The sequence below is a fragment of the Nocardia sp. N2S4-5 genome (assembly GCF_044628355.1).
Classification (GTDB): domain Bacteria; phylum Actinomycetota; class Actinomycetes; order Mycobacteriales; family Mycobacteriaceae; genus Nocardia; species Nocardia wallacei_B.
In genome coordinates this window covers 4225332-4247006 of the sequence record NZ_JBIUPM010000001.1, presented here as the reverse complement: position 1 = coordinate 4247006, position 21675 = coordinate 4225332, and the positions used below count along the sequence as shown (strand labels likewise).

General features: G+C 68.5%; 19 protein-coding genes. 9 read left to right on the top strand and 10 right to left on the bottom strand.

Features of this window, described 5'->3' with window-relative positions; translation table 11 throughout:
* Window position 1 precedes the first annotated feature (1 nt).
* Together ACFMRZ_RS19325 and cydC are read left to right on the top strand one after the other, a co-directional pair.
* Window positions 2-1972, top strand: coding sequence for an ABC transporter ATP-binding protein/permease (locus ACFMRZ_RS19325; RefSeq protein ID WP_400180233.1), 1971 nt, complete (start codon window positions 2-4; stop codon window positions 1970-1972).
* A complete protein-coding gene (cydC, locus tag ACFMRZ_RS19320) occupies window positions 1969-3717 on the top strand; it encodes a thiol reductant ABC exporter subunit CydC (protein WP_400180232.1) in 1749 nt (582 codons plus the stop codon). The genes ACFMRZ_RS19325 and cydC overlap by 4 nt, the downstream gene beginning before the upstream one ends.
* 339 nt (window positions 3718-4056) lie before the next feature.
* Here cydC and ACFMRZ_RS19315 read toward each other — a convergent pair whose 3' ends face one another.
* The 7 genes from ACFMRZ_RS19315 to ACFMRZ_RS19285 form a co-directional block, all read right to left on the bottom strand.
* Entirely contained in the window at window positions 4057-4758 is a 702-nt protein-coding gene (locus ACFMRZ_RS19315) for an FABP family protein (RefSeq protein ID WP_280275511.1), read from the bottom strand.
* A 183-nt stretch (window positions 4759-4941) separates the two neighbouring features.
* Window positions 4942-5247 (bottom strand): DUF1416 domain-containing protein, encoded by a 306-nt coding sequence (locus ACFMRZ_RS19310; protein WP_195098651.1) that lies wholly within the window; start codon window positions 5245-5247, stop codon window positions 4942-4944.
* 2 nt (window positions 5248-5249) lie between these two features.
* Window positions 5250-6083, bottom strand: a complete 834-nt coding sequence (locus ACFMRZ_RS19305) for a sulfurtransferase (RefSeq protein WP_400180231.1) — start codon at window positions 6081-6083, stop codon at window positions 5250-5252.
* A gap of 28 nt (window positions 6084-6111) precedes the next feature.
* The gene (locus ACFMRZ_RS19300) at window positions 6112-6603 is read right to left on the bottom strand and encodes a DUF4395 domain-containing protein (RefSeq protein WP_400180230.1); all 492 of its coding nucleotides are present in this window, start codon (window positions 6601-6603) and stop codon (window positions 6112-6114) included.
* 271 nt (window positions 6604-6874) lie between these two features.
* Entirely contained in the window at window positions 6875-7333 is a 459-nt protein-coding gene (locus tag ACFMRZ_RS19295; protein WP_400180229.1) for a thioredoxin family protein, read from the bottom strand.
* Window positions 7330-8205, bottom strand: coding sequence for an LmeA family phospholipid-binding protein (locus ACFMRZ_RS19290; protein WP_280360771.1), 876 nt, complete (start codon window positions 8203-8205; stop codon window positions 7330-7332). The genes ACFMRZ_RS19295 and ACFMRZ_RS19290 overlap by 4 nt, the downstream gene beginning before the upstream one ends.
* A gap of 117 nt (window positions 8206-8322) precedes the next feature.
* Entirely contained in the window at window positions 8323-8859 is a 537-nt protein-coding gene (locus ACFMRZ_RS19285) for a nitroreductase/quinone reductase family protein (protein ID WP_400180228.1), read from the bottom strand.
* A 205-nt stretch (window positions 8860-9064) separates the two neighbouring features.
* Between ACFMRZ_RS19285 and ACFMRZ_RS19280 the strand changes: the two genes are divergently transcribed.
* The 7 genes from ACFMRZ_RS19280 (at window position 9065) to ACFMRZ_RS19250 (ending at window position 16911) form a co-directional block, all read left to right on the top strand.
* Window positions 9065-9823: a winged-helix domain-containing protein gene (locus ACFMRZ_RS19280; protein WP_400180227.1), complete on the top strand. Its 759-nt coding sequence runs from the start codon at window positions 9065-9067 to the stop codon at window positions 9821-9823.
* Between the two features lie 68 nt (window positions 9824-9891).
* A complete protein-coding gene (mshD, locus tag ACFMRZ_RS19275; protein ID WP_400180226.1) occupies window positions 9892-10827 on the top strand; it encodes a mycothiol synthase in 936 nt (311 codons plus the stop codon).
* Between the two features lie 242 nt (window positions 10828-11069).
* On the top strand, window positions 11070-12188 hold the full coding sequence (pstS, locus tag ACFMRZ_RS19270) for a phosphate ABC transporter substrate-binding protein PstS (protein ID WP_400180225.1): 1119 nt from the start codon (window positions 11070-11072) through the stop codon (window positions 12186-12188).
* Between the two features lie 158 nt (window positions 12189-12346).
* The gene (pstC, locus tag ACFMRZ_RS19265; protein WP_280275526.1) at window positions 12347-13252 is read left to right on the top strand and encodes a phosphate ABC transporter permease subunit PstC; all 906 of its coding nucleotides are present in this window, start codon (window positions 12347-12349) and stop codon (window positions 13250-13252) included.
* A complete protein-coding gene (gene pstA, locus ACFMRZ_RS19260; protein ID WP_280275523.1) occupies window positions 13252-14154 on the top strand; it encodes a phosphate ABC transporter permease PstA in 903 nt (300 codons plus the stop codon). The genes pstC and pstA overlap by 1 nt, the downstream gene beginning before the upstream one ends.
* A gap of 20 nt (window positions 14155-14174) precedes the next feature.
* Window positions 14175-14951, top strand: a complete 777-nt coding sequence (gene pstB / locus ACFMRZ_RS19255; RefSeq protein WP_280275524.1) for a phosphate ABC transporter ATP-binding protein PstB — start codon at window positions 14175-14177, stop codon at window positions 14949-14951.
* Window positions 14952-15309: 358 nt separating this feature from the next.
* Window positions 15310-16911: a DHA2 family efflux MFS transporter permease subunit gene (locus ACFMRZ_RS19250; protein ID WP_400182908.1), complete on the top strand. Its 1602-nt coding sequence runs from the start codon at window positions 15310-15312 to the stop codon at window positions 16909-16911.
* On the opposite strand, the gene phoU is transcribed toward ACFMRZ_RS19250, so the two are convergent.
* The 3 genes from phoU to dusB all read right to left on the bottom strand — a co-directional run bounded on the left by phoU (window position 16908) and on the right by dusB (window position 21550).
* Window positions 16908-17579: a phosphate signaling complex protein PhoU gene (gene phoU / locus ACFMRZ_RS19245; protein WP_280272221.1), complete on the bottom strand. Its 672-nt coding sequence runs from the start codon at window positions 17577-17579 to the stop codon at window positions 16908-16910. The genes ACFMRZ_RS19250 and phoU overlap by 4 nt on opposite strands.
* 99 nt (window positions 17580-17678) lie before the next feature.
* Window positions 17679-19478 carry an LCP family protein gene (locus ACFMRZ_RS19240; RefSeq protein ID WP_400180224.1) on the bottom strand — a complete coding sequence of 600 codons (1800 nt, stop codon included), beginning with the start codon at window positions 19476-19478 and terminating at the stop codon, window positions 17679-17681.
* Window positions 19479-20401: 923 nt separating this feature from the next.
* Window positions 20402-21550 carry a tRNA dihydrouridine synthase DusB gene (gene dusB, locus ACFMRZ_RS19235; RefSeq protein ID WP_280272219.1) on the bottom strand — a complete coding sequence of 383 codons (1149 nt, stop codon included), beginning with the start codon at window positions 21548-21550 and terminating at the stop codon, window positions 20402-20404.
* Window positions 21551-21675 lie beyond the last annotated feature (125 nt).

Below are 21675 nucleotides of genomic sequence, written 5' to 3'. Positions count from 1 at the left end.
CGTGGCCCGACCCGTGGATCCGCGGCTGTGGCGGTACGCCCGCTCGGCGCGCCCGTACCTCGTTGTGAGCGTGGGGCTTTCGCTGATCACCACCGGAGGCATCGTGGTGGCGGCCGTGGCGCTGGCGCGGGTCCTCGCGGGAGTGATCACCGATCCGGGTCGGCGGACGATCGGTTCCTGGGCGGCCGAACTGGCGGTGTTCGCGCTCGCGATCGGTTGTCGCGCGGCGGCGACCTGGTGGCAGGCGCGGCTGGCGCATCGGGCGGGCGCCCGGGTGGTGGCGGAGCTGGAGGGATCGGTGCTGGCCGCCGCCGCGGAGCTGGAGCCGCGCGAATTGGATTCGCGCCGCACCGAATTGGCGGTCGTGGTCGGAAACGGGCTGAGCGGGTTGCGGGCCTACCTGACCGGCTATCTGCCCGCCCTGCTGCTGGCGGTGCTGGTCCCGCCGATCGTGCTCGCGGTGATCGCGTTCCACGATCTCACCGCGGGCGCGATCATCCTGGTGACCCTGCCGCTGATCCCACTGTTCATGGTGCTGATCGGACTCATGACACAGGGCCGCGCCGCCGCGACGCTGGAAGCGACCACCCGGCTGTCGGACCAGCTATTGGACCTGTTCGCGGGTATGCCTACCTTGCGGGCGCTGGGGCGGGAAACCGGTACGGCGGCAGCAAGTTCGGAGCAAGGCGGGAACGGCTGGTGTCGTGACGATCGCTCGCTCGCGTCTCGGCCGCCGAGCAACGGGGCGGCCGCGCCTCCGGTCGGATTCCGGCGGACGCAGCGGGACCGGGTGCGGGCCCTCGGGGAGTCGCTGCACGTGCGGACGATGGCGGCGCTGCGGGTGGCCTTCCTGTCGTCGATGGTGCTGGAGTTGCTGGCTACGCTGTGTGTCGCGCTGGTGGCGGTGTCGATCGGTATGCGGCTGGTGTACGGGCATATGAGTCTGTACGCCGGGCTGCTGGGGTTGATCCTGGCGCCGGAGGTGTATCTGCCGCTGCGGGCGGTGGGTGAGCGGTTCCATGCCGCGCAGGACGGGATGGCCGCCGCCGCAAAGGCATTCGCGGTGCTCGAGCCCGCGCGGCGGCGGCCGGAGCGTGCCTCGGGCCGCGGTGTCCTCCGGGAGTTCCGTGGTGTCATAGGGATTCGGGATCTCACCGTGGGCGGGCGAGACGGCGACGCCCCCGACGGCTTGTCGGCGGTGTTGCGCCCAGGGGCGGTCACCGTCCTCACCGGGCCCAACGGCTGTGGTAAATCCACAGTGCTGCAAGCGATCCTGGGCCTGATCGAACCCGACCGGGGCGTGGTCACCGTCGACGGAATTCCCGTACCCGAACTCGACCCCGAACGATGGTGGTCGCATCTGGCCTGGCTACCGCAGCGACCGGTGTTGCTGCCGGGCACACTACGGGAGAACCTGGAGCTGTTCGGCGCTCGGAGCGAGCACCCGGCGGCCGGGCCGGTGCGTGTGCTCGGCGACCTGGACGCTGCCTGCGCCGCAACGGGTTTCGACGCCGTTCTCGATGAGCTACCCGAGCGGTGGGACACGCTCGTCGGAACCGGTGGCCTGGGCCTGTCCCTCGGCCAGCGCCAACGCCTGGCCTTGACCCGCGTCCTCGCGTCCGACCGCCCCGTGCTCCTACTGGACGAGCCCACGGCGCATCTCGACGCCGATGCCGAAGCCACCGTCATGGCGGCCCTGTCCGCGCGCGCCCGAGCCGGGGCCACCGTCATCGTGGTCGCCCACCGCCCCACCCTCCTCGCCGCCGCCGACCAGGTGATCGAGGTCGCCGCGGCGCATACCACCGATGCTCTCGGTCCGGGCTCGGGGAGCGCGGAGCAAACCGATTGCACCGCAGCGGGGTACGACGACGGTACGCATCCGGCGGATGACGCTTTGGCCCCGGACAGGGACGCGCTGGTGGATGCGGTCCGCACCGCCGGTGCCGGACATGAGAACGGGGTGCGCCGATGAGACAGGTACTGGGCGATTTCCGCCGACTTCGGGACCTTCTGGAGCTGTCCCGGTGGCGCATCGCGGTATCGATCGGATGGGGCATACTCGCGCTCGGCAGCGGACTGGCCCTGGCCGCGCTGGCGGCATGGCTGATCGCCCGCGCCTGGCAAATGCCCCCGGTGCTGGACCTGAGCGTGGCGGTAGTCGCGGTCCGCGCCCTCGGCATCTCCCGCGGCCTGTGCCGCTACCTCGAACGCCTGGCCACCCACGACGTAGCCCTACGCGCCATGACCACCGCCCGGACTCGCGTCTACTCGACCCTCGCGGCGGCCGACATCTGGACGCTGCGGCGCACCGGCCGCTCCTCCGATCCGACGCATCTGCGGCGGGGAGACCTGCTCACCCGGATCGGCACCGACATAGATGATCTCGGTGCGGTCGTGGTGCGGGCGTTCGTGCCGATCGCGGTGGCGGTGGTGCTGTCGGTGGCCGCGATCGGTCTGCTCGCGACCGTCTCACCGGCCGCGGCGGCGGTATTGGCGGTCGCGCTCGCGGTGGCCGGGGTTGTGGCGCCGTGGCTGTCCGCGTGGGCGGCGCGGGAAGCCGAGACGGCGGTGCGTGCGGACCGCCGGATGTTCACGGCCGCCGCCGTCACCGTGCTCGACCACGCTCCCGAACTGCGGGTCGCCGGCCGCTTGGACAGCGCACTCGGCGAGGCAGCCGCGGCCGGACAGCGGGCCGTCGCGGCGGAGGACCGCGCGGCCTCGCGCAGCGCCTGGGCGGCGGCCGCCACACCGCTGTCCCTCGGAGCCAGTGTCCTCGGCGCCCTACTCATCGGAATCATCCTGTACGGCAGTGGAACCGGCGCACCGGCCGACGCATGGCAACCCGCGTCCCCGGGCGGCATCACCCCGATGGCTCTGGCCGTCCTGGTACTCCTGCCCCTCTCGGCCTTCGAAGCGGTCGCCGTACTCCCGGCCGCTGTCCAGGCTCTCGCTCACGGCCGCGCCGCCCTCCACCGCATTACCGCGATCGCACACTCCGCGCCCCTCGGTCACCCGACCCACCAGCACGCCGCCATCGACACCACCGCGATCGCGTCGAAAGCACACGCCGGCAATGCGATCGCGTCGGCAACGCACACCGCCCCGGCGAATCCTGCTGTGCCACAGGTTGGTTCGATCGAGATGCCATCGGGCCGCAGGATCGCCATCGTCGGGCCGAGCGGGGCCGGGAAGACTACTCTGCTGATGGCGTGGGCGGGGTTGTTCGATGCGCCGCGGGCGGGGATCACGTTCTTCGCCGAGGACGCGCATCTCTTCGGCACCACTGTGCTGGAGAACCTGCGTGTGGCACGCGGTGATCTGAGCGAGGAGGACGCGGCGGCCGCGTTGCGGTCGGTGGGCCTGGGGGACTGGCTGGATGGTCTGCCCGAGGGATTGCACACCGAGTTGGTGGGCGGCGCGGCGGCGGTCTCCGGTGGTCAACGTCGGCGGATCCTGCTCGCCCGTGCCCTCGTCGCTCCGGCCGACGTGCTGCTGCTGGACGAGCCCACCGAGCACTTGGAAGCCGAGGCCGGCGCCGACCTCCTGCGCGCACTGCTCGACGAGCACAGCGGACTCGTCGCCCCCGACCGCACCGTCGTCGCGGTGACCCACCAACTGCCACCGGACCACCGTGCCGACACCGTCGTCGAAGTCCGTCCCGGCGGCCGGATCACCCTCCGCGCCGCCGCGGCCGCACACTCACCCGGCGCGCGCTAACCGTCCGGAAGGTCCGGGAATTCCCTCCGACCAGCACTTCCGCTGCCCGCGAAAATGCGTTGCCGACCGGCGGGATGCCTACTAGATTCGTTCGTACACGGGAAAGGAGGTGGTTCGACGAATGAGTATTCAAGGGACACGTGAGGTGGCTGTCAGCTAGCGCCACCGCTGCAAACGGATTGTCGTTCGCGCGAGCGCGGAGCTAATCCCAGGCAGCCACCCGACCCCCGAGCCCCTGGTTTGTCCGACCGGGATCGCGAGAGGACCTCCTCCGCGATAGGGCTCGGGGGTCGTTCCACTTCCGGCCCTGCGACACGGGCGGTCTCTCGACAGAGACTGTCAGCCGATGTAGCGCTGGAGGCGAGCCGAGAGGCGGGGCTTCAGCGCGCCGTCGGCTTCCACTCGCTCCTCGACATAACCGAGGTCGCCGCCCTCGACGATGCCGTAGAGGCGCTTGGCGCCGCCGACCACCGCGCCGGACTGGCTGCGGATCACCACGTCGGTGGCCAGCTCCCAGGAGGACTGGGTGAGCGCCTGGCCGTAGAACAGCTCGACCACACCCGAACTGTGCGTCAGCAGCAGCTCGATGACCTCGTCGTCGCCATCGATACCGACCCGCCAGAAACCGCTCTCCCGCAGATCGGGACCGGTGTATTTGCCGTCGCTGTCGAGCACCCACGAACGCGAGTCCCAGGCCAGGTAGTCGCCACCGTCGTGCGAGACGATGATCTGCTGGCCGAAGTGGTAGTCGCCGCGCTCGGAGTCGTTGCCCTCGCCCTCGCCGCGCCACACACCGACCAGCGGCAGCAGCGCGAGCATGGACGAACTCAGATCCGGACCCTCGCGCAGATTCGCGGTGTCCTCCGGCAGCGGCAGACCCGACAGTTGCGGGATGTTGCGGACGGCCGTGGACTTCGCACGCTCAGCGGCATCGGCGACCGCCTGGTCGCCACTGCGGCGTGCGTCGCCGGACGGCGCCTCGTGCGCCGCACCGTTCGCTGTTGTTGCTTTGTCGACGTTCTCGCGCGCCGACTCTGTCACGACTCGGTGAACAGCCGGTAGAGGACGTACAGACCGAACCACGCGATCAGCACGGAGACGAGGACCAGCAGAATCTCGAAGGCAAGGACCACGTGTCGAATTCTAACGACCCCGCGACCCGGAGACGACAACGGCCCCGGGATTCGAACCCCGGGGCCGCTGTCGGACTTGCCGCGAATGCGCCTACTTGGCGACCTTGACGTCCACGCTGTGGATGCCCGCGCCCTCCGGCCGCACCGCCGCCGAGCCGTTGCCGGCCGACGAGAGCGCGCGGATGGTCCAGTCGCCCGGCGCGGCGAAGAACCGGAAATCGCCGGTACCGGAGGCAACCACCTCGGCGGTGAACTCGTCACTGGAATCCAGCAACCGGACGAACGCGCCACCCACGGGGTTGCCGTCGGCGTCGAGAACGCGTCCGGTCAGGACGGTTTCCTTCTCGGTGTCCACGTTGGCCGGCAGAGCCTGGCCCTGGGTAGGTGCTGCGCACATATCTATGCTCCCAACTCGATCGGTGCACCGACGAGGGAGCCGTACTCGGTCCAGCTCCCGTCGTAGTTCTTGACGTTCTTGTGGCCCAGCAGCTCCTGCAGCACGAACCAGGTGTGCGAGGAGCGCTCGCCGATGCGGCAGTAGGCGATGGTCTCCTTCTGGCCGTCGAGGCCCGCCTCCTTGTAGAGAGCGGCCAGTTCCTCGTCGGACTTGAAGGTGCCGTCCTCGTTCGCGGCCTTCGACCACGGGACGTTGATGGCGCCGGGGATGTGGCCGGGCCGCTGGCTCTGCTCCTGCGGCAGGTGCGCCGGCGCCAGGATCTTGCCGGAGAACTCGTCGGGCGAGCGCACGTCGACCAGGTTCTTGGTGCCGATCGCCGCGATGGCGTCGTCGCGGAAGGCCCGGATGGACAGGTCCTGCTCGCCGGCCTTGTAGGTGGTGGCCGGGCGGTTCACGGCCTCCTTCGACAGCGGGCGGCCGTCGAGTTCCCACTTCTTGCGGCCGCCGTCGAGCAGCTTCACGTTCTGGTGGCCGTACAGCTTGAAGTACCAGTAGGCGTAGGCGGCGAACCAGTTGTTGTTGCCGCCGTAGAGCACCACGGTGTCGTCGTTGCCGATGCCGCGCGCCGACAGCAGGTCGGAGAACTGCTCCCGGTTGACGAAGTCACGCCGAACCGGATCCTGCAGGTCCTTCTTCCAGTCGAGCTTCACGGCATTCTCGATGTGGCCCGTGTCGTAGGCGGAAGTGTCCTCGTCGACCTCGACGATGACGACGCCGGGGGCGTTGAGGTTCTCTTCGACCCAGTCTGCGGAGACCAGGACATCGGAGCGAGCCATGTTGTTCCTTTCGATGTGACTTACCGGGCTAGGTGGGGGAATCGGTGGGTACGGCCGACCGCGGGAGCAGCCGCTGGGCGAAGGGGTACAGCAGGCAGCCCAGGCACACGCCGAAGGCCGCGTTGAGGAACGCCGCGAACAGCGCGAAACCGGCGAAGATCGCACCGGCCACGGTGCTGCCCGCGACGAATCCGACGAAGCTGAGCACCGCGAACACGCCGCCGACCAGCTGCGCGAACCGCAGCGGCGGCACCGGCTCGGTCTCCGGCGGCGGGCCGTTGCGCGGGGCGACGACGGCCGCGTAGATGCGGCCGTACGGGCTGCGCCGGGGACCGTGCAGCGCGCCGAGCGCGAACACCACGGCCTGCAGCGCGATCAGCACGGCCGCGAGCGGAGTGGAGAACGCCGCGGCGATCAGCACCACCACGAGCACGCCGGTGGTGATCCAGGCCGCGAAGCGGGGGCCGCGCACGTCGACGCGTTCGGGCGATAAATCGGTGTCGGGGGTGTTGTGGGACATCGGAGGAATCTCCTGCGGTGCATGGTTCATCTGTCAGGTATTTGCCAGATCACCGGGGTCACGAAATCCGATCACACGGTGGGAGAAAACCGGCCGGCGTCAGCGGGCAACGAAGGGCCGACCGGCTACATGCACAGGCAGCAACAACCGCCGAGGCGGCACAGATCTACTGTGCGGCGTCGGGTGAGCATCAGCTCTCGGCGGGTTTGCACGATCAGCAGTTTACCCGGTTCGGCTCGGGAATTGGACCCGGGGTCCGAAATTCGGGTCACTAAGCAGCGTCGCGCACGGTCAACGGGGTGATGGCGCTGTGCAGGTCGGTGGCCTTGGGAACGCCGGAGATGCGGAACCGCTCTCGGCGGTCGGCGTCGAAGATGAACGTGGTCGGCAGCGACAGCACGTTGAGTTCCTTGGCCAGCGCGGGCTCGGCGTCGATGTCGACCTCGATGTCCAGGGGCGGCTGCGGCGTCTCGGCGAGATCGGCGACCACGCCCGCGACGACCCGGCGCACCGCGTCGCACGGGCCACACCAGTCCGCGGAGAAATGCAGCACCGCGGGCGCCGAGCCGGTGACGCCGACGGCGGCCAGCAGCCGGTCGCGCGCGGCGGCGGCGTCCGGGTCGGCGGGCGCGACGGCGGTGGCGCGGACCCGGCCCGCGCGATACCGCAGCAGCAACCCGACGGCCACCGCGGCCACCAGGACGAGTACCAGGATCGTGAGTTCGGTCATGGCCGGGCAAACCTGTTCATGTCGATCGTCATGTTCTCGCCCTCGCCTTCGACGATGATGTTGCCGCCGAGCGCCTCGACCTTGGTCGGCGGCACACCGAACGGCAGGTCCTTGGTGTCTATGGTGCGGGTGAAGCGGGCCAGCACCGCGTCCTTGTCCAGCTCCGGGCGCTGGGTCGTGGTGGTGATGGTGGCGGTGTCGGGGGACTTCTCGCGGTACAGGTCGGTGGCGATGATGCGCACCTGGTCGCCGTCGAGCAGCAGGTTCACCTTGACGCTGACGCTGACCTTGTCCTTGTCGCTGTCGGTGCTGTCGCTGGTGCTCGACTCGGGCCCCGCCGGGATGGTGCCGGTGAGGATGTAGGCGCCCTGCGTGGTCGAGCCCGTGCCGCCGGAACCGCCTGTGCCGTCGGACTTGTCGGCCGGCGGCCCGGTCAGCTGCAGGTCGGGAATCTTGAACAGGCGGCCCAGCTCGACCGGCTCGATGCGCATCCGGCCCGCCACCCGATCCACCGAGACCGACCGCATCCGGCCGTCGATCAGGTCTCCGGCGGGTAGATGCACGCCGTTGAGCGTGGCCTCGACCAGAATCTCGCCGGGGATGTCGCGGCGATCGGCGTGGGCGCGGATCTCGACATTGTGATAGTCGCTACGCAGCGCCTGCGCCAGATACGGGAAGCCGTGGATGGTCACCTCGGGATCGGCGCTCAGCTCGCCGCCGGCGCGCAGCGAGCGCGAGACCCGGTACTCGGAGTAGGCGGCGGCGGTGAAATCCGCGATCACCGCGAGCGCGACCACCAGCACCAATCCGCCGATGAGTCGGCGCTTCCGACCGGCTCCCCGCGCCGCGGGCGTACCCGGTGAGTTACCCATCTGCTACCTAAACCTATTGTCGCAGGTCATGACACCAACGGTACTGTGTGAGCCGCGGCCGCTTGCCATCTACTCGTCGAGAATCCGGCTGACGGGGTGGCGCGCAGGCGGTTCGGGTCAGCTGCTCGGCTTCTTCTTCGGCTGAACACAGTAGTCGAGGGTCAGCACGACCAGTGGAATCGGCCGGTCGATCTTGGACTGGAAATCCGCCAGCAGCGGGTTCTCGGCCAGCACCCAGGCCGCGAACTCGTCGTAGTCCTCGCCTTCGAGCACCTTGCCGGTCGCCTGGTGGGTCTTGTCCCGCAGCTCGATGGTGACCCGCGGATTCGCCTTGATGTTGTGCCACCAGGCCGGGTACTTGTCCTCGACGAACGAGCTCACGTACATGGTGTCGCCCCGGTACAGGGGTCCCAGCGGAGTCGTGTGCCGCTTGCCGCTCTTGGCTCCCGTGGTGGTCAGCAGAATGAGGTCCCCGCCCGCGTAGGCGCCGCCCACCTTGCCCGAGTTCTCCCGGAACTCCTTGATCACCTCGTCGTTCCAGTCGGCAATGCCGCCTTCCTGGTCCCACGCCTGGTTCCATGGCGCGTCCGGATCGTTGTAGTCGGTGATGTCGGCCTGATCCGGCTGTCCCGCAGTCGATTCGATTTCGCTCATGATTCGAGTATGTCGGGTGGTTAGGACAGCTACAGTCCTAACTCGAAAGACCGTCCGGCTACCGACTCGGGTGCCTCGGTTGCCTGGAATGCGTGGTCATCGGACTCGACGCGCTAATGTAGGCACGAATTACCTGTGCGGACGAGCATGAATTCGCGAATGACACCGAGGTTGCCGCGGACATGCCAGATTGGGAGGAGAGCTGGTGGAGCTGCTCCTGCTGACCTCCGACCCGAATCCGGAGTCGGTGCTGCCGTCGTTGGCGTTGTTACCGCACAACGTCCGGCCGGCGCCGACGGAGGTCGCCTCCCTGCTGGAGGCGGGCACCGCGGATGTGGCGTTGGTGGATGCGAGAACCGATCTGGCGGCCGCCCGCGGGCTGTGCCGGTTACTCGGTAGCACCGGATCGTCGGTGCCGGTCGTCGCGGTGCTCACCGAGGGCGGCCTGGTGGCGGTGAACGCCGACTGGGGTCTGGACGACATCCTGTTGCCGGGGACCGGCCCGGCCGAACTGGATGCCCGGTTACGGCTGCTGGTGGCGCGCAACGGCGGCGCGGCCAGCCCGGAGAACTCCGGCAAGATCACCCTCGGCGAACTGGTGATCGACGAGGGCACCTACACCGCCCGATTGCGCGGCCGCCCGCTCGATCTCACCTACAAGGAATTCGAGCTGCTCAAATACCTCGCGCAGCACGCCGGCCGGGTGTTCACCCGCGCTCAGCTGCTGCAGGAGGTGTGGGGGTACGACTTCTTCGGCGGCACCCGCACGGTCGACGTGCACGTGCGGCGGTTGCGCGCCAAGCTCGGCAGCGAGTACGAGTCGTTGATCGGCACGGTGCGCAACGTCGGCTACAAGGCCGTGCGCCCGGCGCGCAACAGCGGCAAGGGCGAGCCGACCAGCTTCCCCGACGACACCGACGGACCCGGCGAGACTCTCGACGCGTCCGAGGGCGTCGCCCCCTGACCCGTGCCGGGTAGCGTGACGGCCGACGATGATCATGTACGTCGCAGTCGACAGGCAGGAGGCGTCGCGTGGCTGATCGCGGCGAGCCGGATTCCGATCAGGTGGTGACGGGCTGGACCGACCGGGTCGCGCCCGACACCGCGGCGCGGATCCGGGAGGTGCTGGAGCGGGCGGCCGCCGCCGACGGGGTCGAGCCCGTCTCCGAACAGGCCGTGCTGTCGCTGACCGCCACGTCCTCGGCCCGGCATCTGCTGGCCGCCCGGGACGGCGAGGTGCTCGGCTACGCCAATCTCGTTCCCGCCCATGGCGAACACCCGGCGATGGCCGAGGCGGTGGTGGATCCGCGGCAGCGAGGCCGCGGCATCGGCGCCACCCTGGTCTCGACCGCACTGGCCGCCGGGGGCTCCGGCGCCCGGGTGTGGGCGCACGGAAATCTGGCGTCGGCGCGTGCCGTGGCGGGACGGCTCGGGCTGACCGTCGCCCGCGAACTGTGGCAAATGCGCCGTCCGCTGGCAACTCCGGAGCTACCGGAACTCGTGGCCTCCCCGAATATTCTCCTGCGCACCTACGCGGGCCCCGCGGACGACGCCGAGCTGCTCCGGGTGAACAACGCCGCGTTCGACTGGCACCCCGAACAGGGCGGGTGGTCCGAGGACGATATCGCCGTCCGGCGCGACTCGTCGTGGTTCGATCCGAAGGGCCTGTTCATCGCGGTCGACCCGGCCGATCCCGGGCGGATGCTGGGCTTTCACTGGACCAAGGTGCATCCCGAGACGGCCGATCAGCCGTCGGTGGGCGAGGTGTACGTGGTCGCCGTCGACCCGGCTGCCCAGGGCCGCGGGCTGGGCCGGTTGCTCACGCTGGCCGGGCTGCACTACCTGCGCGAGCGCGGGCTGGACGAGGTGTTGCTCTACACCGAGGCGGACAACACCGCGGCAGTGCACACCTACACCCGGCTGGGCTTCGAGACCGCTCACGTCGACGCCGCCTACGCCGCGCGGTGACCGCCGCCGGGAGACGACCTCAGTAACACTGCGGCAAATGTCACAGCGGTATCGCGCAATCGCGCCGGGTTGTTCACTCCGCGTTCACTTGCCCAGGTCCAACTGTCAACCGGCCGAACCTAGGTTACTTATGGGCAGCATTCACTGCCTGGTGCGCGAGTTCGGTGCGAACGGCCACCACACGGCACCCGTCCGGTTGTTGAGGGACCGGGCGTGTACTAAGCGATTCCCGGAGGACATAGGTGAATCTCAAGCGCAGCAGCGCTCTGCTCGGTGTGCTGGCCGCGGCAGGTGCGTTGACCCTGACGGCCTGTGGCAGTGACGACAACACGAGCGAGACCGGCGCCGCCTCGACCGTCAAGGTCGACTGTGGCGGCAAGAAGGCGCTCAAGGCCAGCGGTTCCTCGGCGCAGAAGAACGCCATGGACCGTTTCGTCGCCGCCTACGAGGCCAACTGCGACGGCCACACGCTCGACTACACGTCCAGCGGCTCCGGCGCCGGCGTGAACGAGTTCATCGGCGGCCAGACCGATTTCGGCGGTTCGGATTCCCCGCTGGACGCGAAGAAGGACGAGCCGAACAAGGCCGCCGCCCGCTGCGGCGCCCCGGCGTGGGACCTGCCCACCGTCTTCGGCCCGATCGCCGTCACCTACAACATCGACGGCGTCAACGACCTGGTACTGGACGGCCCGACCGCGGCCAAGATCTTCAACGGCCAGATCACCAAGTGGAACGACGTCGCGATCCAGAAGCTGAACACCGCGAACGCGAGCAAGCTGCCGGATCAGGACATCCACGTGATCTTCCGCAGCGACGAGTCGGGTACCACCGACAACTTCCAGAAGTACCTGGACGCCGCTTCCGAGGGCGCCTGGGGCAAGGGCGCGGGCAAGGGCTTCGCCGGCGGTGTCGGCGAGGGCGCCAAGGGCAACGAGGGCACCTCGGGCGCGATCACGAAAACCAAGAACTCCATCACCTACAACGAGTGGTCGTTCGCCCGGTCGCAGAACCTGTCGGTGGCGCGCATCCTGACCAGCCCCTCGGTCAAGCCGGTGGAGCTGAACGCGCAGTCCGCCGCCGCCGCGATCGCGTCGGCCAAGATCGTCGGACAGGGCAACGACCTGGTCATCGACACCAGTTCGTTCTACAAGCCGAACGACCCGGCCGCGTACCCGATCATCCTGCCGACCTATGAGATCGTGTGCTCGAAGTACAGCGACACCGACACCGCCAAGGCGGTCAAGGCGTTCCTGACCTCGGCGATCAACAACGGCCAGAACGGCCTCGACGAGTCCGGCTACGTGCCGATCCCGGACGCGTTCAAGGCCAAGCTGACCACCGCTATCGACGCCATCTCCTGATTGCGCAGAACCCCATGACCGTGCACGACGAAGTCACCGCCGCGGACCGATCGGATTCGACCGGTCCGCGGGCGGGTGGAGATACTCCCCCTATGTCCAGCGAACCCAGCACCGAACCGGCGCAACGCGGCCGCGTGGCGCACAGCGCCCGGGCGGAAATGATCTTCCGCTCGCTGGCCACCGCCGCCGGCGCGACCATCGTCGCGGCGATCGCGCTCATCGCGCTGTTCCTGTTGATCCGGGCGGTGCCGTCGGTGGCGGCGAACAAGGCCAACTTCTTCACCAGTGCGGATTTCAACGTCGGTAACGCCGACAACATGCACTTCGGCATCCGGGACCTGTTCATGGTCACGGTGCTGAGTTCGCTGCTGGCACTGGTGATCGCGGTGCCGCTGGGCGTCGGGATCGCACTGTTCCTGACCCAGTACGCGCCGAAGGTGCTGGCCCGGCCGTTCGCCATCATCGTCGATCTGCTGGCCGCGGTGCCTTCGATCGTGTTCGGTCTCTGGGGCTTCCTGGTGCTGGCCCAGCAGCTGGCGCCGTTCGAGGAATTCCTGAACGACAACCTCGGCTGGTTCTTCCTGTTCAAGGACGGCAACGTCTCGATCAGCGGCGGCGGCACCATCTTCACCGCCGGTGTGGTGCTCGCGGTGATGATCCTGCCGATCATCACCTCGGTCAGCCGCGAGGTGTTCAACCTGACGCCGCGCGCGCACATCGAGGCCGCGCAGGCGCTCGGCGCCACCAAGTGGGAAGTGGTGCGGATGACCGTGCTGCCCTACGGCCGCAGCGGCGTGATCGCCGGGTCCATGCTCGGCCTCGGCCGCGCGCTCGGCGAGACCATCGCGGTGCTGGTGGTGCTGCGCACCGCGGCGTCGGCGGGGCACTGGTCGCTGTTCGACGGCGGCTACACCTTCGCCTCCAAGATCGCCTCGGCCGCTTCCGAATTCAGTCAGGCGTTGCCCACCGGCGCCTACATTGCCGCCGGCTTCGTGCTGTTCGCGCTGACCTTCGTCGTCAACGCGCTGGCGCGGATCGCGGCCGGCGGGAAGGTGAACGGGTAATGGCCACAACCACTCTCGACCGCCCGATCAAGGCGCCCGCGTTCCGGACCATCAGCCTGAGCCGCCGGATCCGCAACCAGGCCGCCACCGCGGTGATGTGGCTGTGCTTCGCGATCGCGCTGGTGCCGCTGTGCTGGGTGCTGATCCTGGTGCTCAGCAAGGGCTTCGACGCCGTCGTGAGCAGCGGCTGGTGGGGCAAGTCGCAGAAGGGCGTACTGCCCGATCAGTACGCGGGCGGTGTCTACCACGCCATCTACGGCACCATCGTGCAGTCCGCCGTGGCCGCCGTGATCGCGGTGCCGCTGGGCATCATGGCCGCCATCTACCTGGTCGAATACGGCCGCGGCTGGCTCGCCCGGACCACCACCTTCATGGTCGACATCCTGGCCGGCGTGCCTTCGATCGTCGCCGCCCTGTTCGTCTTCGCGCTCTGGATCGCCACCCTCGGCGCACCGCAGAGCGCCCTCGCGGTCGCGCTGGCACTGGTGCTGTTGATGCTGCCGGTCGTGGTCCGCAGCACCGAGGAAATGCTCAAGCTCGTGCCCGACGAGTTGCGCGAGGCGTCCTACGCCCTGGGGATACCGAAATGGAAGACCATTCTTCGGATCGTGGTGCCGACCGCGCTGCCGGGCATGATCAGCGGCATGCTGCTGGCGGTGGCGCGAGTCATGGGCGAGACCGCGCCCGTACTGGTATTGGTCGGCTACTCGAAGTCCATCAATACCAACCTTTTCGACGGGAACATGGCGTCGCTGCCGCTGCTGATATACCAGGAGCTGGCCAACCCGGAACCGGCCGGCCGGTGGCGGGTGTGGGGCGCGGCCCTGACGCTGATTTTGATCATCGCGCTGCTGTATCTCGGGGCCGCGGTCCTCAACAAGCTGCTCACCCGGAACCGATAGAAGCGAACGGAACATTCGACATGGCCAAGCGGATCGACGTCAAAGATCTCAACATCTACTACGGCAAATTCCATGCCGTCGCCGACGTGCAGCTCACCGTGCTGCCGCGCAGTGTCACCGCCTTCATCGGTCCGTCGGGTTGCGGCAAGTCCACGGTGCTGCGCTCGCTCAACCGCATGCACGAGGTGACGCCGAACGCCCGCGTCGAGGGCGCGGTGCTGCTCGACGGGGAGGACATCTACGGGTCGCAGATCGATCCGGTGGGGGTGCGGCGGACCATCGGGATGGTGTTCCAGCGGCCGAACCCGTTCCCCACCATGTCCATTCGGGACAATGTGGTGGCGGGGTTGAAGCTGCAGGGGGTGCGCAACAAGAAGGAGTTGGACGAGGTCGCGGAGCGGTCGCTCAAGGGGGCCAATCTGTGGAACGAAGTGAAGGATCGGCTCGACAAGCCGGGTGGGGGGCTCTCGGGTGGTCAGCAGCAGCGGTTGTGTATTGCTCGGGCTATCGCGGTTTCGCCTGATGTGTTGTTGATGGACGAGCCTTGTTCTGCGTTGGATCCTATTTCTACTCTGGCTATCGAGGATTTGATTGCGGAGTTGAAGAAGGAATTTACTATTGTGATTGTTACGCATAATATGCAGCAGGCGGCTCGGGTTAGTGATCAGACTGCGTTTTTCAATTTGGAGGCTCAGGGGAAGCCGGGGAAGTTGATCGAGATCGATGAGACGGAGCGGATTTTCTCTAATCCTTCTCGGAAGGAGACGGAGGATTATATTTCGGGGCGGTTCGGGTAGTTTACGAGTTTAGTTTGGTCTGTATTTTTGGCCTTCGCTTCGCTTCGGCGGGTTTTCGGCGCCCTTGGTCTCGGTTTTCGGGTGCCGCTGCTGGCTCCTTCGTCGCTTTGCAGCGGCACCCGAAAACCGAGACGCGCCGAAAACCTTTCTTGTTTGAGTGCTTCGGTGCGTTGGCGTCCCGGTCTGGGTAGGCGGGGCGCCTTTTTTGGGGTGTACCGGTTGTGGCTTGGGTCACTATTGGGGGGTTGTTGTTGGCTGGCTGACTCATACCGTGGGCGGTTGTCTGCAACTTCTGGTAACGGATACTGTTCGGGCTGACTACACCGATCGTTATAGCGATGGGAATGGGAGGCTTGGTATGGCGGTATCGACGGTTCGGGGGCGGGGTTGGGTGGCGCCTGCTGTGCGGGGGCGGGGGTTTGCGCTGGGTGCTATTTGTCTTGCGGAACTGCTTGTGGTGTTGGACAACACATTGGTGAATGTGGCGTTGCCTTCTATGGCGGTGCAGCTGCAGGCTCGGATGAGTGGGTTGCAGTGGGTTGTGGATGCTTTCACCTTGGCGTTCGCGGGGTTGCTGTTGGCGTTGGGGCATTTGGGGGATCGGTTCGGGCGGCGGCGGGTGATGGTGGTCGGGCTCGGGGGAGTTGCGGTGATGTCTGCGGCGGGGGCACTGGCCGGGTCGCTCGGGCAGGTGATCGCTGCTCGGGCGGGGATGGGAGTCTTTGCGGCGGCGGTGTTTCCGGCGACGCTGGCGTTGATCATCAATCTGTTTCCGGAGGCTCGGCTGCGGGCGGGGGCTATCGCGTTGTGGACGGCGATGGCGGGTGTCGCGGTGGCCATCGGGCCGGTGACGGGCGGGTGGCTGCTGGAGTACTTCAGCTGGCATTCGGTCTTCTGGATCAATGTGCCAATCGCGCTGATCGCCATCGTGGCCGTGCTGCTGTTGGTGCCGGAGTCGCGGGCCGAGCGCGCGGGACGACTGGATGTCGTGGGCATCCTGCTGTCGCTGGTGGCGGTGACGGCATTGGTCTGGACGATTATCGAGGCGCCGAAACATGGCTGGCTGGCGGGGCGCAGCGTGACCGGCTATGTGATCGCGGCCGCGCTGCTCGTGGGGTACGTCGCCTGGGAACTACGGGTGGATGCTCCGGTGCTCGATGTGCGGCTGTTCCGGATCCGGCGCTTCTCGGTGCCCGCGCTGGCCATCACCGTGTCCTACTTCTGCGCCTTCGGCTTTCTGTTTCTGATCACCCAGTACTTCCAGGGCGTCAAGGAATTCAGCGCGCTGGAGTTCGGCATTCACTCGCTGCCGTTCGCCGCGGCGGTGGGGGTGGGCGCGCCGGTCGCGACGCTGGTGGCGCAGCGGCTCGGCACCACCGCGACCGTGCTGTCGGGGTTGCTGCTGCTCGCCGTCGGTATGTATCTGGCGGGGCAGGTGACGGTCGAAACGCCTTATGTCGGAACGGTTCTGGTGTCGATGGTCCTGATGGGCGTCGGTTTCGGGGTCGTGCAGGGGCCGGCCACCGCGTCGATCATGGGTGCGGTTCCCGAGCACGAGGCCGGTGCGGGCTCGGCGGTCAACGACACCACGCGCGAGGTGGGCGGGACGCTCGGGGTGGCGGTGCTCGGCTCGATCATGACCTCCACGTACACCGCACATGTCGGCGCGCGCATCGACGCCATCCCGGCGGGGATCATGAATCCGGATCAGAAGAGCATCGCCCGCGACACCCCGATCAGCGTGCTCGAGGTCGTCAAGGCGCCGATCAGCCCGTTCTTCGCCGGTGCGAAGACCGATCTGGTCCACGCCATGAAGGTGGCCGCGCTCGAGGGCGCGCAGGCGGCGTCGTACCTCGCGGTCGGCGCGCTGCTGGTCTGCGCCGTCGCGGTGGCCGCGCTGCTGCCGTGGAAGCCGGAGCGCACCGAGTCGCCCCTGCTCGCCTGGCGCAAGCGGGACTAGATCTGCTCGACCTCCGCGTCCTCGTCGGACGGAAGCACGCCCGTCACCAGGAACACGACTCGGCGGCCGATCTCGACGGCGTGGTCGGCGAAGCGCTCGTAGTAGCGGCCCAGGAGGGTGACATCGACGGCGGGGGCGACGCCGTACTTCCACTCCCGGTCCATCAGCAGGGTGAACAGGTGGCGGTGCAGGTCGTCCATCGCCTCGTCGTCCTGGTTGAGCTGCGCGGCCCGCTCGGGGTCGCGCGTCTCGAGGACCTCCTGGGCCGCCTTGCCCATGTTCACCGCGATCCGGCCCATCTCGGCGAAGTAGCCGTTGACGGCCTCGGGTAGCGCGTGATTCGGATGCCGGCGCCGGGCGACCTTGGCGACGTGCAGTGCCAGCGCGCCCATCCGGTTCACGTCCGACACGATCTGGATCGCGCTGACCACCTGGCGGAGATCACCCGCGACCGGGGCCTGCAACGCCAGCAGCGCGAACGCCTTCTCCTCGGCCTGCGTGATCATCTCGGCGATCTGATCGTGCTCGCTGATCACCTGTTCGGCCAGCGTGAGATCGGCCTGCAGCAGCGACTGCGTCGCCCGGTCCATCGCGGAGCCCGCGAGGCCGGCCATCTCGCCCAGCATGTTGGCGAGATCGGCCATTTGTTCGTTGTAGATGACACGCATGAAACCAAACACTAGTTCCCAGCGCTGACCAAGTCACGAACGGCGGGTGAACCCATGGTGTTGCCCGGAGCTAGCGGATCTTCGCTGGTCGACGGGCACTCACTTGCAGTTGTCGTCGGCGGCGTTGACGTGCTCGAGGTCCGAGGGCAGTGCGGCGGGCGTCTCGTCGGAGGAACTCGCCGAGGAGGTCGGCACCTCCGGCAGCGTGCTGCCGAACGCCGTGGGCGCGTGCACCGTGCCGGTGTAGTCCGAGCCCAGCGCCACCTCCACGATGCTGCCCAGTCCCGAAGTGGACTCGATCGTGGCGCCCGGGATCGCGGACGCGACCGTGGCGGCCTCGGCCTCGAGACCGGACGAGTAGCGCACCTTCGTGGTCGAGATGGTGCCGCCGGAGTAGTTGCCGACGTTGTAGATCTGGAACCCCTGACTGGACAGCTTGGTCGCCGAGGTGTTCGCGATGCCCGGGGTGCCAGAGCCGTTGGACACCTGCACCGACACCGTGCTGGGGTCGACCGCGGTCAGCGCCTTCGATGCCGCCGCGGGCGGGGTGGGTTTGCCCGGGGTCGGCTCGGGCGCCTTCTTCTCGCCCGGCAGCGGCTGGTCGTCGATGATCGCGCGGAAGATCTCCTTGATGTCGGACTCGCGCGGAATCTCGTTGCCGTAGGAGGTCGTTCCCGCGGTGGGCACGGTCAGGAAGGTGATCGCACCGGCGTCGACCTTCTGCAGCGAACGGCCCAGCATCAACAGGTCCTTGGTGCTGACGGCGTCCATGAAGGCGCTGCCGGAGAAGGCGTTGATGAAGCCGTTCAGCTTGCCGATGTCGAAGAGCACCTTGCTGGACAGCGCCCCGCGCAGCAACGACGACAGGAACAGCTGCTGGCGGTGAATGCGGTCGTAGTCGCTGCGTTCCTCGCCGTAGACGTGCCGGGCCCGCACATAGTCCAGCGCGGTCGGGCCGTTGAGCACCTGCCGCCCCGGATTGGGCAGGATGGTGCCGAGTTCGTCGTCGACCAAGGGCTTCTTCGTGCACACCTCGACGCCGCCGATGGTGTCGACCATCGAGGAGAAGCCGTTGAAATCGATGCCGATGAAGTGGCCGATGCGCAGGCCGACCAGTTTCTGGATGACCTTGGTCAGGCATTTCGGGCCGCCGAGGGCGTAGGTCGCGTTCAGCTTGTCGCCGGCGGCCTGCGGGAACGATGCCTCGTTGTAGCGCGCCTTCTCGTTGTCCCAGCCCTCGCAGACGGGCCGGGTCACATCGAGGTCGCGGGGGAACGACACGGCGACGACGCGCTGCCGGTTCTCGGGAATGTGCACGAGCATGACCGTGTCGGCGCGCGCGCCCTCGGCGTCCTCGGTGGTGCCGGCGCCGATATTGCCGTCCACGCCGGCGCGGGTGTCGGTGCCCACGATGAGGAAATTCTCGTCGCCGAGCTGACCACCCGGGTCGACGATGTCGTCGGACTTCTCGTCCAGCGCCGACACCTGCTGGAAGCCGTTGTCGGTGGCGCGCAGGTAATTCCAGCCCACCCCCGTCACCACCAGCGCGAGCACAGCGACGAAGGCGGTGCTGCCGCGGGCGATCAACTGCAGCCGTTGCCGCTGCCGCTGCTTGTTCTGGGCCAGCCGGGACAGAGTCGGCGAGCCCACGGTCTTCGGCCGCGCGGCCGAAGTACCCCGCTCGGTCTCGGGTTCCGGGACCTCCGCCTCGGGCACGGGGAGCTTATCGGTCACCTGCTCGGTCGACTGTCGGCCGTTGCGCGCGGCGGACGCGCCCGCGTCGGCCCCCGAGCCTCCAGCCGGTGCGCGGAAGGACGCCGCGACGGGCCCTAGCGCCGCGGCCGGTGGCGGGGCAACGGTATCGGTGGGCCGATCGTCCGCCCCGATCCCGCGTGACACCGAATCAGCCTGCGCCGCTTGGTCCTCCGCGCGACGACGACGCCCAGTGGGCTGCCTCCCGCCCGGTGCTGGTCCGGCGGCCTGTCGCCCATCCGGCGCCTGCCCGGCGGATTGACGCCCGCCCGTCTGCGCGGCGGATTGACCCCCGCCTCTCGCCTGTGCGGATTGACGCCCGCTCCCTGGCTGTGCCGCCGGCGGTCCCGCACCTGTGGCTTGTGCGTCCGATTGTCGTGCGCCCGGATTGTGCGCAGGCGCCTGACGCGCATCCGGCGGTTGCGCGGCCGACGGTCTCGCGCCGGTAGGTGGGGCAGCGGGCGGTTGGTTACCCGGCTGCCGCCCGCCGGTGGGTTGCCGTGTGCCCGATGGTGTTCCGGTGGGTGGCGGTGCTGCCGAGCGCCTTGCGCCGGTAGGCGGGGCGGGTGGCTGTGCGGCCGAGGGCCTCGCGCCGGTTGGCGGGGCGGCGGGTGGTTGGTTACCCGGCTGCCGCGCGGCGGGTTGCCGTGTGCCGGAGAGGGTTCCGGCGGGTGGTTGTGCGGCCGCGGGGCGTGCGCCGGTCGGCGGGGCGTCCGCGCGGCGTCGGCGGCGGCCGCCGCGTTCGTTGTCGACCCGCTTCACCAGATCGTGCACGGTGATCGGATCGGCACCGTCGTCGGTGTGCCGGCTGCGGCGTGGGGAGGGTTCGTCGTCACCCGATTCCGGGGCACGATAGCGCTCCCACGGGGCTCGACCGCCGGGCCCGGACCCACGCCCGTGCCGCTCGTCGTCACCCACCAAGGAACCTCGCTTTGCTCATCGTCTCCGACCGGACCTTGATGTGTTTACCCAAGGTTGGGTGAACCGCTCGGAGGCGCACAGCATCACCGGTCTCGGGACATGATAACGATTCAGCCACGATCAGCCACTTGAAGGTGGAACAGTGCAGGTCAGCCGCCGCTGTGCATGACGTCGGCGGCGGTGGGGACGGCGGCGTCCTCGGGGTCGTCCAGCCAGCCGTGGGGGAGGCTTACTTTGCCGGGGGAGCCTTGGCGGCCGCGGGGGCCCTCGGCGTCCTTCGGGAAGGGGGCGGCGGGGTCGAGGGCGGCGATGAGGTCCTGGAGTTCGGTGAGGGTGGAGACCGTGGCGAAGCGGCGGCGGAGTTCGGCACCGACCGGGAAGCCCATCAGATACCAGGCCATGTGCTTGCGCAGGTCGCGCAGGCCCTTGTCCTCGCCGTCGTGGTCGGCCAGGAGGGTGGCGTGCCGGTAGAGGATTTCGCCGACTCGGCCGAGGGTCGGTCCGGCGGGGATCGGTTCGCCGCGCATGGCCGCCTGCAGTTCGGCGAAGAGCCATGGGCGGCCCAGGCAACCGCGGCCGACGACGACGCCGTCGCAGCCGGTCTCGGCCATCATCCGGAGCGCGTCGTCGGCGCTGAAGATGTCGCCGTTGCCGAGCACGGGGATCGTGGTGACGGCCTCCTTGAGGCGCGCGATGGCCGACCAATCGGCGCTGCCGGAGTAACGCTGGGCCGCGGTGCGGGCGTGCAGCGCGACGGCCGCGGCGCCCTCGGCCTCGGCAATGCGCCCGGCGTCGAGGTAGGTGATGTGGTCGTCATCGATGCCGATGCGGAACTTCACCGTGACCGGGACGCCCGCGGGCTCGGCGGCGGCCACCATGCTCCGCACGATCTGCCCGAACAGCCGGCGCTTGTACGGCAGCGCGGAGCCGCCGCCGAGCCGGGTCACCTTGGGCACCGGGCAGCCGTAGTTGGTATCGATGTGGTCGGCGAGGTTCTCCCCGATGATGATCTTCACGGCCTCGGCCATCGTGGCGGGATCGACGCCGTACAACTGCATCGACCGCGGGAACTCGCCCTCCCCGAACGACATCATGTGCATCGTCTTCGGATCGCGTTCGACGATGGCCCGCGCGGTGATCATCTCGCAGACGTACAGCGAGGTAGGACTGCCGAATTCGCGGCACAGCCGCCGGAACGCCAGATTGGTGATACCCGCCATCGGGGCGAGCACGACGGGCGGATCGACCGGGTAGGGGCCGATACGCACGTGTGCCTTGCTCTGGAGGACGGACTGCATGGTGCTCATTCTCCCCGCGCGGAACGCGCGCCCGGGCATCGGGTGACGCACCGGACACGGCCGCGGAACGAGAAACCGCCCCGGAGGCCGCGAAGCGACGCTCGGGGGCGGTTCCGGATCAGATA